Raw genomic sequence first — 12,117 nt, 5'->3', positions numbered from 1 at the left:
GCAACGCTGCGTTCGAAGCATGCTTCGTCCAGTTCGGCGGTGACGACGGCGAAGGCGGTGGATTGGTCGTAGCCGCGGCGGGCGAGCATGCCGACGAGGCGGCGGACTGCTTTGTCGCGGTCCATGGCTGCGGGCAGGGTGCGGAGTTTGCGGCGGACCAGGTCGGCGGCGCGGGTGTGTTCGGCGTCGTCGGTGATCATCGACAGTGCCTGTTCGGCATCGCCGGGGGCGACGCCCTTTTCGCGCAGCTCACGTTGGAGTGCCTTTTTGCCACGGCCGGAATAGGTGTGACGTTCGTGCACCCACTGTTCGGCGAAGGAGGCGTCGTTGATCAGGCCGACTTCGGTGAATCGTTCGAGCGCGGCCTCGATCACCTCGAGGCGGAACCCCTTCTCGCCGAGGCGCTTGGCCAGTTCGGCGCGGCTGCGCGCACGCACTGAGAGCAGGCGCAGGCACGCGTCCTTGGCCTGTTCCAGGGTCGCATCGGGACGGTCGCCCGGGGCGAGCCGGCGTGTGCCGGCCCGCCTGTCGGGCTCTCCCGGCTGGGATCCGGCCGCCACCGGATCCGCCTGCCGTCCGTCGTCACCACCGACGACGGGCGACAGGGAGACTTCGTCGCGCCGCGCGGACTTGCGTTCGCGTCGAGCGCCGCGGGGTCGTCGCCGACCCGCACTCCCCCACTCTTCATGATCATCACCAACCCGCGCAGCGAAATGCGGTGGTTTGTCACCATCGGTGAATCCGGTCGGGTGCGCGCGCTGCGGATCGCCCGCACCCGACCGAATCCCCTCCGCTTCCGGGTCGGCCCGTTTGGCGCGAGCCGACCGGACGAGTCCATCGGCCGTGCCCCTACCGCGTCCCGCTACGGGCGCCGTGATCGGCTCCGGCTCGACCTCGATCCCGAGGCGAGCCAGTTGCCTGCGCATCTGTTCGACCGGGTCGGCCGAATCGTGGTGGCCGCCGGGGCTCGGCGTGGTCATCGGGTCAGAAGTCGGCGGGTGCGTCGGCCTCGGCGGTCAGTACGGCGCCGATGCCCAGCTTCTCCTTGATCTTCTTCTCGATCTCGTCGCACACATCCTTGTTCTCCAGCAGGAACTTGCGGGCGTTCTCCTTGCCCTGGCCCAGCTGGTCGCCCTCGTAGGTGTACCAGGAGCCGGACTTGCGAACGAAGCCGTGCTCAACGCCCATGTCGATGAGCGAGCCCTCCCTGGAGATGCCGTGGCCGTAGAGGATGTCGAACTCGGCCTGCTTGAACGGCGGGGCGACCTTGTTCTTGACGACCTTCACGCGGGTGCGGTTGCCGACCGCGTCGCTGCCGTCCTTGAGGGTTTCGATGCGGCGCACATCCAGGCGGACCGAGGCGTAGAACTTCAGCGCCTTACCACCGGTGGTGGTCTCGGGCGAGCCGAACATGACGCCGATCTTCTCGCGCAGCTGGTTGATGAAGATGGCGGTGGTGCCGGAGTTGCTGAGCGCACCGGTCATCTTGCGCAGCGCCTGGCTCATGAGGCGGGCCTGCAGGCCGACGTGGCTGTCGCCCATCTCGCCTTCGATTTCCGCGCGCGGCACCAGGGCGGCGACGGAGTCGATGACGAGGATGTCGATGGCGCCGGAGCGCACCAGCATGTCGGCGATCTCCAGTGCCTGCTCACCGGTGTCGGGCTGGGAAACCAGCAGCGCGTCGGTGTCGACGCCCAGCTTGCGGGCGTAGTCGGGGTCGAGGGCGTGCTCGGCGTCGATGAAGGCGGCGACACCGCCCGCGGCCTGGGCATTGGCGACGGCGTGCAGCGCGACGGTGGTCTTACCCGAGGATTCCGGGCCGTAGATCTCCACGACGCGACCGCGCGGCAACCCGCCGATTCCGAGCGCGACGTCGAGTGCGATGGACCCCGTGGGGATGACGGCGATCGGCTGACGGGTCTCTTCGCCAAGGCGCATGACCGCGCCCTTGCCGAAGCTCTTCTCCACCTGCGCCAGTGCCAGTTCCAGCGCTTTGTCGCGATCGTAGGCCTGCGGTGCCATGATGTGTGCCCCTTCTCGAGGTGAGTGTCTCTCTGGTTGGCGCCCACAGTAGAGGCCGGCACCGACAAGTTCTGGCGCCCAGGTTAGTCGAACACCCATTCGAGTCAAGCGACGCGCCCACCAACACGCGAAGCGGCCGCTCAGACCGGCAATCCGGCAGCGAAGCGGCGCGTCAGTGCTGCGGCAGCACCGAGTCGTCACCCTCGGCGCGCGGCCCGAGGATCCGCCGCTGCGATTCCTCGATGCGCACATCGTTGATGCTCGCCTCGCGTCGCGACATCCGACCGTCGGCCGCGAACTCCCACTGTTCGTTGCCGTAGCTGCGCCACCACTGCCCCGACTCGTCGTGCCATTCGTACTGGAACCGCACGGCGATGCGGTTGTCGTGGAAGGCCCACAGATCCTTGCGCAGCGCGTAGCCGTTCTCGGCCGACCACTTGCGGGTCAGGAACTCGACGATCGCGGCGCGACCGGTGAAGAACTCGTCGCGGTTACGCCACACCGAATCCTCGGTGTACGCGGCGGCTACCCGCTCGGGATCCCTGGTGTTCCAGGCATTTTCGGCAGCGAGCACCTTCGCGCGCGCGGAATCGAGATCGAAGGGAGGCAGTGGAGGTCGCATGGGACAAGCCTTTCGAGTCAGATCAAGGATTGTTCGGGGAGAGTTCGGGCGGTCCCCAGCGCACCGCGAGCGCGCCGGGGCGTTCGATCACTTCTTCGACAGTGAAGTCGACGGCGCACTGCGCTCCGGCGGTGAATGCTGCCGAATCCCACACCAATTCGGCCCGGCCGGTGAGCTGGAGCAGCGCACCGGACGACCAGTCGGCGACGAGCAACCCGCAGCGCGGTTGCACCACGAGATTGCCCAGCGTCATGAACATCGAATTGCCACGATAGTCCGGCCAGCGCAGGCGCGTCGGCGAAAGCACCTGCAGGAAACCGGGATTGCCACCGCGATGGGAGGCGTCGGCGTGCCCGTCGGCGTCGGCGGTGGCGATGAAGAAGGCATCGGCGGCACCGATCATCTCGACCGCCGTGGCGCCGAGCGCGGCACCACGGCGCACCGGGCCGGGCGAATCGAGCGCGGACACCTCCCGAATCTGCCTGCGCGAGATGTACTTCGGGCAGTTCGCGTACACCTGTTCGGTGGTGATGCGCAACCCGCCGTCGCGCATCGCCGAGGTGCCGTTGACACGCATCCGACGCCGCCGCTGCGGTTGCAGGGCGATCAGCCCGACCGCCGCATCGCCCGCCAGCGCCACCGACAGCGGGTCGGCGTCGTCGGGCCGCGTGTCGATATCGATGGTCGCGGCACCGACGGCATGCACGAACCCGACGGGGCCGGTGAGCGGACCGGCCCACAGGCGGCCCGCCGGATCGGCTGCGCCGAGCACCACCATCGGCTGCTCGGCCAGGAAGGACGCGGCAACCGCCGGAATCTCGGCACGGATCGACCGGCCGACACGGACAGCCACCTCGGCCTGCCCCATGCGTTGCTGTACCGCCCGTTCTCCGGAGTGAAACATCTTCGCGCCTTCCTGGTCGATCACGGGAAATCAGCTGTGAATCAGAAGAATCCGCACGTCGGGGCAGGCCCGGCCGGTGCAGGCGCGGCGTCGGCGCCCAACGGGGCGAAGACCTCGAGCCGGATGCCGTCGGGGTCGGCGAAGAAGATGCCACCGGAAGACGCGCCCTCACCGTGCGCGACCACACCATCGTGGAAGAACTCGGCCGTGAGCGCCCGCAGCGCCGACTCGACGACGCGCACCGTCGCGACATCGTCGACCTGGAACGACAGGTGATGCAGACCCGGTGTGCTGGTGGAGAATTCGCCGCTGCTCTGCTGCCACAGCGTGAGCACCAGCGCACCGTCGCGACCGAGGAAAGCCCAGCGGCGGTCGCCGTCGGCGCCGGTGCCGAGCTGTTCGAAGCCGAGGCCTCGGCGGTAGAAGTCGACGGAGCGGTCGAGGTCGGCGACATTGAGTCCGATGTGACCGGTGGTGAGCACGGGTGCGGCGACGGTGGTCATGGGTTCCTCCCGGAATGTTTAACTGCCTATCGGTTGTTGAACAGTTAGAACATAGAATGAGCTCACCACCTTCGTCAACCCTTGAAAGACTTTTAGACAGTTAGGAGGATCGTGTTGGTAACCTCGGGCATGCGCGATCCCCGTCCGCACACCGGCGAACCCCCCGCTCTGGACCTGCTCAACACCCGGTGGGCGGGCGCCGAACCCGGTGATCTGCTCGCCGATCTCGACGGGTTGCGCACGTGGCTGGAACTCCTCGGGCTCGCCGAGCGCGTACCCGTCGACGAGCACGCCCTCACCGCGCTGCACACCGCGCGCGATGCCGTGCACGACGCCGTCACCCGCGCCGACCACCGCGCCCTGAATCGGGTGCTCGACCACGGCAGGATCCGCCGCGAACTCACCGACGAGGGGCCGCGCGAGATCCCCGAGGTCGACGACCCGGCGTGGTTACCCGGCTGGCTCGCCGCCGACAATCTGCTGAATTTGATCGCGCAGGCACCCCAGCGGATCCGCCAGTGCGCACACCCCGACTGCGTGCTGTTCTTCTACGACACGTCCAAGAACGGCACCCGCCGCTGGCATTCGATGGCGACGTGCGGCAATCGCACGAAGGCCGCGCGCCACTACGCCAAGACCACCTGAGACGCGCAGCTCGACGGCGTCAGCGACCCGGCGGCCGCCGAGCTCAGCGTGAACGCGCGGCGCCGCCGGAGGTGCTCGGCGTCAGAACAATTCGTCCAGCAGCCGGTAGTAGTCGAGCTTCGTGCGATCGGGTTCGGGCAGGCCGTAAGCGGCGTAAAAGGCCTCGACCGCCTCGGTGCCGAAGTCTTCGGCCAGATCGCGTTCGGCGAGTGCCAGGTCGCGATAGCGGTCACCGCGGCCCAGTGCCGCGACATCGATCAGCAGGCCGCCGGTGAGCACATTGCCCGGGGTGAAATCACCGTGCGTGACCACCAGGTCCTCGTCGACCGGACGCCGCTCCCGCAGGTGCGCGAGCACTTCGGCGGGCGAGAGGTGGCGGTGGTCGTCGTCGAAATCGGCGGTGTCGACGAACCCTTCGACCACATTGCGGTAGGCCCTGGCCAGGGTCACGTCGAGACAGGCGTCGAAGGGGCAGTCCGCCACCGGGAGATCGTGCAGCGCACGCAGCGCCCTGCCCATCTGCGTGCCGGTCTCGATCGGCTCCGCCTGGCCGGCCAGCGAGTTGCCCGCATCGGCGAGAACGAGGACATCCTCGTCGAACGCGGCCACCGCGGGCACCTCTATCGAGTTGTCGCGCAACCAGGTCAGTCGCGCGTGCTCGGCCACCGCGCGCGGTCCCCGCTTGATCCAGAACCCGCCCGACCGCACCAGGTTTCCCTCGCGGCCCTCGTGATCGTCGGACCACACGGGCACCGGTCCGAGCAGCTGCTCGATCTCCGGCGGCACCGGCAGGGCCAGCTCGTCGAGGTGATCCAGCGCCGCGCGGGTGGATTCGATGAGTTCGGATTCGCCGTCGGCCACCCGCAGCCGCATGGCCTCGTTGAGCAGTTGGCGTGCCTCGGCAGGCCGGTGCTGTTCGGCAAGGGATTTGCCCAGGTGGTGGGCAGCGAAGGAGACGAGGTCGGGGTCGAGCGCGCGGCTGGCTTCCAGGGCCCGGCGGTAGAGGATCTCGGCGCGCGCCGGTTCGCCCTGATACCGGTAGACATCGGCCAGGTTGATCCAGACGGTGATGCGGCGGCGCTCGGTATCGGCCAGTTCCAGAGCCTGATCGAGGCGGTCGAGGGCCTCGTCGTGGCGTCCGAGCAGCATCAACGCGATGCCGAGCCTGCGCAGGCCGGGAAAGTCGTGAGGGTCGGCGAGGGCAACCCGGACCGCGAGAGTCTCCGGGTCTACCGGGATCATCCGTAGTCGCTCGTCGAACCGATACGGTCGCAGCTCTGAGTGTTGTAACTCGGGGTTCTGCGCTGTCACGGCCATGGCCTGGTCACCACCGATTCGGGGGTACGTCGAAGTCGGCACACAATGCCCGCCACACGTCGCGTGGGTCGACGCCGTTATCGATCGCCACCGCCCCCGTGCGCCCCAGCTGGGGTATCACGTGATCGGTCAGCATGGCGTCGGCGCGCGCCACGCCGAACTCGGTGTGCATCAGCTCCTGGAATTCGGTCAATCGCACGTTGCCCAAGATACTCGCGCTAGGTCACAGCCGACAGAGCCCCGGTCGCAGCCCGATCTCCGCAGCACCCGGCAATGCCCACGATTGTCCGAGGCCCGTGCTCGACAACACGTGATGGGTCCGGGTGGTCCACCGGAGCGACGCCCAGAGGCAGCCTGCCGCGACGGATCATCCCTGGCGGCGTCGTGACGGACCTGGACCAGGCCCGAACCTCCGCCAGACCGGCCGATCCGCGACGGCTACCGCTTCGCGGCGTCGTGACAGATCTGGACCGGGTCCTCGACCTCGGCCAGACCGGCGGCGGCGTGACGAGCGGCTTCGGTGTAGACGGGGTCGTCCAGGACCTGCCGCACCGCCGCGCCGACCGCCTCCGGTGTGAGTGGTCGCACCAGCACCGAACTACCCTGTCGCACCGCACGATTGGCGAGTTCCCACTGGTCGCCGCCGCCGGGGACGGTCACCACCGGTACGCCCGCGGACAGGGATTTGGCGAGCAGGCCGTGTCCGCCACCGCCGACGACGACCGCGGCGTGGGTGAGCAGTTCGTCCTGACGGCCCAGGCCCGCGGTGGCCCACTCCGGCAGGTCCACGGGTGGGGTATCCAGGGTCGAAATGGCCGCGCGCACACCGAGTCCGGCCAAACCGGACAGGACCACGTCGACCATGTCGGCGACGCCGGTGTGCGCGGTCGACGGCGCCACCATCACCAGCGGGGCGTCGCCGGGCGGCAGCGGGAGGACAGCGTCGGTGGGCTCCCACAGCAGCGGTCCGACGACGTGGGTGTCGGCGGGCCAGTCGGGGCGGTCCATCTCCAGCGCGGGCAGGGTGGCGACCAGGCGTGCGGTGGGCCCGGGGTCCTCGGCGGGCAGGCCGATGGTTTCGCGGGCGGCGGAGCGCTGCCGGTGACCGTTGCGGACCGCGCGCGCGGTCATCGTGCGCAGGACCCCGTCGCGCATGCGGCCGCGCACGCCCTCCCCCGGCGCCAGACCACTGCCGATCGGCGGCAACGCTTTCGAGGGCAGGTAGAGCGGGTGCGGTGACAATTCCACCCACGGCAGTCCCAGCCGTTCAGCCGCCATGCCGCCGCCCGCCGTGAGCACGTCCGAGACGATCAGGTCCGGGAGCATCGCGCTCAGTTCGGGCAGGTTCTCGGTGGCGATGTGGGCGGCGCGGTCGTGGATCCGAGCGCCCGCGTCGGTGTCGTCGTCGGTCGGCCGCGGCGCGAGGCCCTTGAGTTTGCGCACGCTGATCCCCGCCGAACGCGCCTGGTCGAGCCATCTCGGTCCCGTGAACAACACGGGCTCGTCCCCTGCCGCCAGCAATCGCAGACACAACGCGATCGCGGGAAACGCGTGCCCTGGGTCGGGGCCGGCCACCACAGCTATTCGCATCCGCCCAGCCTGCCATATCCCCAGGCCGGGCAGCGTTTCCCCCATGCCACTCGCATGATCGACGTCGACTCCGCAGCGAAAGGGCTGTGCGCCGGCCGATCAGCCGGCGAAGGTGAACAGTTCGAAGCCGACCGCGTGCGCGGCGGGGAACCCTTCCTTGGGACCGGTGGCGAACGTGACGATTTCGCGCACCTGCTCCTCCACCGGCACCGAACTCAGCACCTGCAGATACCGCCGATGCGCCGACAGCGACGCACGCGCCTGCTCGAGGTGAGCACTCACGTCGACGGCGTGGGTGGCAACCGGGCCGACGACGGCCGCCCAGCGCGCCGACCACGGTGGCAGATCAGCGATTTCGGGGAAGATCCACTCGTTGCCCGCGTCGGAGATCGCGTCCATCGCCGATCGCCCGACTGCCCGGTGATCAGCACTGTTGACGATGCCCGGCGCCCAGGTGTCGCCGAAGTTGAACAGCACCACCATTTCCGGGCGATGCCTGCGCAACGCGGCGGCCAGTTCCCGGCGCAGGGTGAGACCTTCCTCGATGCGGCCGTCGGGGTGGTCGAGGAATTCGACGGTGTGTACCCCGACTTCGCGGGCGCCCGAGATCTCCTCGATCTCGCGCAACGGCGCGGCCTGCGCGGGCGGCATCCCGGCGATCCCCGCCTCGCCGCGCGTGACGAGCAGATAGCGAATGTCCTTGCCCTGCCCCGTCCATCGCGCCACCGCCGCCGCGGCGCCGTATTCGATGTCGTCGGGGTGCGCGACGATCACCAGGCCGCGCTGCCAGTCCTCGGGTACCTGTTCCACACCGCCATGCTAACCACACCCCGACTAACTGATCGGGGTCTTGTCACTGCCCGACACCGCCTTGTACAGCAGGTACACGCCGGTGCCGATCGCCCCGATCACCAGGATGGGCATCAGCGCCTCGATCAGCGCGCCGAGAATCCAGAACGCGATCACCGCGACCACCACGATGCCGATGACTTTCAAGACCATGATGACTCCTCGTCTCCTCGGCCGCCGTCCAGCGATCCGACACCTTCGATGCTCCCACTCCGCACGCGGTAAATCACCAGGTCAGCACCGATATCCGGGTATAGATCAGGGTTCACCCCTAGACCGGGCTACCGTGATCGCATGGACTACCTGGCGTTGCTCTGCGCGAAGCTCACCGCGTTCGGCGAACTCATCACGGCCGACACCGATCTCACCGCGCCGGTACCTTCCTGCGGCGACTGGACCTTCTACGACCTGGTCGATCACGTCGGCCGCGGCAACACCTGGGTGGTCACCGCGGTGGCCGAACTGCGCGGCGACGACGAAGGCCAGGCCGCACCGAAGGATCCCGTAGCCCTGCGGGAGTGGTACGAATCGACCGCCGACGCGCTGGCGACCTCGCTGTCGGCCGACGAGAACCAGGAGGCCTGGACCTTCACCAAGGCCATGCCGCGCACCGTCGGCTTCTGGCGTCGCCGCCGCGCCCACGAGACCCTCATGCATCTGTGGGACGGCCAGAACGCCCTCGGCAAGGCCGACCCGTTCGACCCCGATCTCGCCGTCGACGGCATCGACGAGGTATTCGAACTGTTCGCACCCCGGATGATCCACCGCGGTCTCGCGGTCGAACCGGACGTGGCGCTGCGGATCCGCGCTACCGACACCGGCAACACCTGGACCTACGGGCCGGGCGAACCGGTCGCCGAACTCGCGGGCACCGCCTCGGACCTGCTGTTGACCCTGTGGGCACGCAAATCCGGTGCCGACCCGGAGCTCGTCTGGGACGGCGACCGTACCGCCGGCGAGCGGGTGCTGGCCGGGCCGCTCGTTCCGTAGGCAAACGACTGACGGCGAGCCGGACAAGCGTCCATAATCGGGGCTCACTGCGTAGGAGGACTTTCATGGAACCCATCGTCACGATCGCGAGCGGCGCCATCCGTGGCCGCACCGAAGCCGGCGTCACCCGCTTTCTCGGAGTGCCGTTCGCGGCGGCGCCGATCGGTCCGAAACGGTTCCAACTTCCCGAGCCCGCTCCGGCGTGGGTCGGGGTGCGCGACGCGACCGAGAACGGCGCGACCTGCGCGCAGACGCCGTACCCCGCGCCGATTCACGCGCTGATCGGCAGCGACGGCATCCCCGGCGACGAGTACCTCAACGCGAATGTGTGGACGCCCGATCCCGGCGCAGAGGGGCTACCGGTGCTGGTGTGGATCCACGGCGGCGCGTTCGTGCGCGGGTCCAACGCGCGGGCGATCTACGACGGGACCGCGTTCGCGCGCGACGGCGTGGTCATGGTGGGGATCAACTACCGCCTGGGGATCTCCGGCTTCGCCGAACTGGAGGGCGCACCGTCCAATCGTGGTCTGCACGACCAGATCTTCGCGTTGCGGTGGGTGCGCGAGAACATCGCCGCGTTCGGTGGCGACCCCGACAATGTGACGATCTTCGGCGAGTCCGCGGGCGCGATGAGTGTGGCGTCGTTGATCGCCGCGCCGCAGACGGCCGGGCTGTTCCGTCGGGCGATCATGCAGAGCGGCAACGGTGCGGTCGCCGCTGATGCCGACGATGCCCGCAAGGTGTCGGCCGAGCTGGCCGCGGCACTCGGGATCTCGCCTACCGCAGAGGATTTCGGCAAGCTCGGCCCCGACGAGTTGCGCACCGCGCAGAACGCCGTCGCGCTGGCCTTGATGCAGGATCCCGACCCGCAGCGGTGGGGTGCGTCGGTGATACAGAAGGGCGGCGGCCTGATGAGCCTGTTCCCGGTGATCGACAACGACATCGTCGAGGGCCCACCGACCGAGATCCTGCGCGCGCATCCCGACCGCGCGGTTCCCCTGATCGCGGGCACCACCGCCGACGAGTTCCGGTTCTTCACCGTTCCCGCCGGCCTCGCCGCCGCGATCACCGCCGAAGCACTGACCTTCGTGTTGACCCGCTATGGCATCGATCCCGCTGTGGCGCAGACATATTCGACACAGCGCCCCGACGCCACCCCGGCCGAGGTCTTCAACGCGATCATGACCGACCTGACCTTCCGCGCGGGCACCTTCGACTTCGCCGCGGCCAACGCCACCACCGAACCCACCCACGTCTACGAATTCGCCTGGCCGACAGACCTTCCCGGTCTCGGCGCCTGCCACGTGCTGGAAGTCCCCTTCGTCTTCGACGCGCTCGCACACGCCCACTCCATCACCGGCCCCACGCCGCCCCAGTCCCTCGCCGACGAAATCCACGCCGCCTGGGTCGGTTTCGCCACCGACGGCACTTCGGGGTGGCCGCAGTTCACCGAGGCGGAGAAGAACGTCCGGATCTTCGATGCCCCCGAATCCACCACGGTCGCCGATCCCCGCGCCGACGAGCTGGCGGCACTGCGCCGGTCCTTCACCCGCGCCTGACGAAGTTCGGTCGGCACGCTGCTACCGGCGTGCCGACCGTACCCGGCGCGCAGAGAAGGTCACCGCGAGAAGGATCAGCGGGTCGAATCTGTTGGGCCGGAGAACAATTCGGTCCCGGGGTCGACCAGTTCGGTGAGGGCTTGGGCCCAGCCGTCGAGGCGGTCGGCCGCCTCACGCAAGTCCGCGACGATGCCGTTGAACTGATAGGCGACCACATTGTCCTCGGGAACGGCGAGAATCCGAGCCGCGGCGGCGACGAGTTGTTCGTATTCGACGACGCCGGTCTCCAAGCGCGTGAGTACACCGACGACGGTGGTCTTCAGCGCCGCGACCGTGTCGGGATTCGCGCGGCCGACGGTGTCGGCAGCCTGTTCCATGGCGACCACATCGGCGGCGAGGGCGTGCAGCGCCCCCGCGCCCGAGCGGGCCGTTTCCAGAAGGTCGCGCAGTTCGTCTTCGGGGAGCCGACGCGTGCGCCCGATCTGGGCGCCGAGGTCGTAGAGCGCCCGTTCTGCGCGGATCAGGCGCTGGATGGGCGCACGTGCGGCCGAACGCAGGCCGGGCGATTTGCGAGCGACGAAGGCCGCCTGGGGCAGCGGTTTGTTGCGCAACTCCAGATAGCGGCGCGCACTGAGCGCGGTCCCGGTGACGAAGGCGATGGCCCCACCACCGATCACGACGACCGCCCAGGCGGGCGCCGAGATCACCGCCAGGCCGACCGCACCGACCGTCGTGATACCGGAGGCGGTCCCGAGCTGAAAACTGCGCCTACGCGCCCTTCGGCGCCGCCGCAGCTCACGCTCACGCGGGTCGGCCCAGCGCCGCACCGCGACGAGCGCCTGCTCACCGACCCCACGCAGGGTCGCGGGCACCGAGCCGGTCTGCGCCATCGTCGCCGGATCCACGATCTCGGCCCGTACGCGCCGCCTGTTGACGTTCATCCCTCATCCTTCCGGCGCACAAGCACCAGGGGTGCCGATGCCAGCATTCCCAGCCCGCACGACCCGACCTCGAGGAGGGTCCCGCCGCGAAGCGGCGGGTTCGCGGCCGTCCCGTCAACGACGGCGGGTTCTGGATCATCGCGAAGTACTTCAACATGACGGTGAAGCAGACGCT

At 69.0% G+C, this 12,117-nt stretch carries 13 protein-coding genes and 1 pseudogene; 3 read left to right on the top strand and 11 right to left on the bottom strand.

The annotated features are described in order from the left end of the window. Positions 1-29: 29 nt before the first annotated feature. The 5 genes and pseudogenes from ACFW6D_RS24980 to ACFW6D_RS24960 all read right to left on the bottom strand — a co-directional run. A pseudogene (locus tag ACFW6D_RS24980) lies at positions 30-476 on the bottom strand (regulatory protein RecX); the annotation flags it as partial. 508 nt (positions 477-984) lie between these two features. After that, entirely contained in the window at positions 985-2,022 is a 1,038-nt protein-coding gene (recA, locus tag ACFW6D_RS24975; protein WP_379331923.1) for a recombinase RecA, read from the bottom strand. 172 nt (positions 2,023-2,194) lie between these two features. Beyond that, entirely contained in the window at positions 2,195-2,644 is a 450-nt protein-coding gene (locus tag ACFW6D_RS24970; RefSeq protein WP_379331921.1) for a nuclear transport factor 2 family protein, read from the bottom strand. Positions 2,645-2,666: 22 nt separating this feature from the next. After that, positions 2,667-3,548 (bottom strand): pyridoxamine 5'-phosphate oxidase family protein, encoded by an 882-nt coding sequence (locus ACFW6D_RS24965; RefSeq protein ID WP_379331919.1) that lies wholly within the window; start codon positions 3,546-3,548, stop codon positions 2,667-2,669. Between the two features lie 41 nt (positions 3,549-3,589). Further along, the gene (locus tag ACFW6D_RS24960) at positions 3,590-4,051 is read right to left on the bottom strand and encodes a VOC family protein (RefSeq protein ID WP_379331917.1); all 462 of its coding nucleotides are present in this window, start codon (positions 4,049-4,051) and stop codon (positions 3,590-3,592) included. Between the two features lie 129 nt (positions 4,052-4,180). On the opposite strand from ACFW6D_RS24960, the gene ACFW6D_RS24955 reads away from it, so the two are divergent. Further along, a complete protein-coding gene (locus ACFW6D_RS24955) occupies positions 4,181-4,696 on the top strand; it encodes a CGNR zinc finger domain-containing protein (RefSeq protein WP_379332046.1) in 516 nt (171 codons plus the stop codon). An 81-nt stretch (positions 4,697-4,777) separates the two neighbouring features. Here the strand turns inward: ACFW6D_RS24955 and ACFW6D_RS24950 are convergent, their stop codons facing one another. From ACFW6D_RS24950 to ACFW6D_RS24930, 5 genes are all read right to left on the bottom strand, one after another. Next, positions 4,778-6,013 carry a tetratricopeptide repeat protein gene (locus ACFW6D_RS24950; protein WP_379331915.1) on the bottom strand — a complete coding sequence of 412 codons (1,236 nt, stop codon included), beginning with the start codon at positions 6,011-6,013 and terminating at the stop codon, positions 4,778-4,780. Between the two features lie 7 nt (positions 6,014-6,020). Continuing rightward, positions 6,021-6,212 carry a DUF3046 domain-containing protein gene (locus tag ACFW6D_RS24945; protein WP_062988054.1) on the bottom strand — a complete coding sequence of 64 codons (192 nt, stop codon included), beginning with the start codon at positions 6,210-6,212 and terminating at the stop codon, positions 6,021-6,023. A gap of 239 nt (positions 6,213-6,451) precedes the next feature. Then, complete coding sequence (locus tag ACFW6D_RS24940) at positions 6,452-7,603, bottom strand: glycosyltransferase (RefSeq protein ID WP_379331913.1); 1,152 nt, start codon at positions 7,601-7,603, stop codon at positions 6,452-6,454. 99 nt (positions 7,604-7,702) lie between these two features. Beyond that, positions 7,703-8,413, bottom strand: coding sequence for a PIG-L deacetylase family protein (locus ACFW6D_RS24935; RefSeq protein WP_379331911.1), 711 nt, complete (start codon positions 8,411-8,413; stop codon positions 7,703-7,705). Positions 8,414-8,437: 24 nt separating this feature from the next. Beyond that, a complete protein-coding gene (locus tag ACFW6D_RS24930) occupies positions 8,438-8,605 on the bottom strand; it encodes a hypothetical protein (protein ID WP_358072878.1) in 168 nt (55 codons plus the stop codon). A 141-nt stretch (positions 8,606-8,746) separates the two neighbouring features. Between ACFW6D_RS24930 and ACFW6D_RS24925 the strand changes: the two genes are divergently transcribed. Both ACFW6D_RS24925 and ACFW6D_RS24920 read left to right on the top strand, forming a co-directional pair. Next, a complete protein-coding gene (locus ACFW6D_RS24925) occupies positions 8,747-9,442 on the top strand; it encodes a maleylpyruvate isomerase family mycothiol-dependent enzyme (protein WP_379331909.1) in 696 nt (231 codons plus the stop codon). A gap of 65 nt (positions 9,443-9,507) precedes the next feature. Beyond that, the gene (locus ACFW6D_RS24920; protein ID WP_379331907.1) at positions 9,508-11,001 is read left to right on the top strand and encodes a carboxylesterase/lipase family protein; all 1,494 of its coding nucleotides are present in this window, start codon (positions 9,508-9,510) and stop codon (positions 10,999-11,001) included. A gap of 74 nt (positions 11,002-11,075) precedes the next feature. On the opposite strand, the gene ACFW6D_RS24915 is transcribed toward ACFW6D_RS24920, so the two are convergent. After that, positions 11,076-11,942, bottom strand: a complete 867-nt coding sequence (locus ACFW6D_RS24915) for a hypothetical protein (RefSeq protein ID WP_379331905.1) — start codon at positions 11,940-11,942, stop codon at positions 11,076-11,078. Positions 11,943-12,117: the final 175 nt, after the last annotated feature.

Source organism: Nocardia sp. NPDC058705 (genome assembly GCF_042749305.1).
Classification (GTDB): Bacteria; Actinomycetota; Actinomycetes; order Mycobacteriales; family Mycobacteriaceae; genus Nocardia.
Note: the sequence above shows the minus strand (reverse complement) of the source record. Positions and strands in the feature narration are given on the sequence as shown.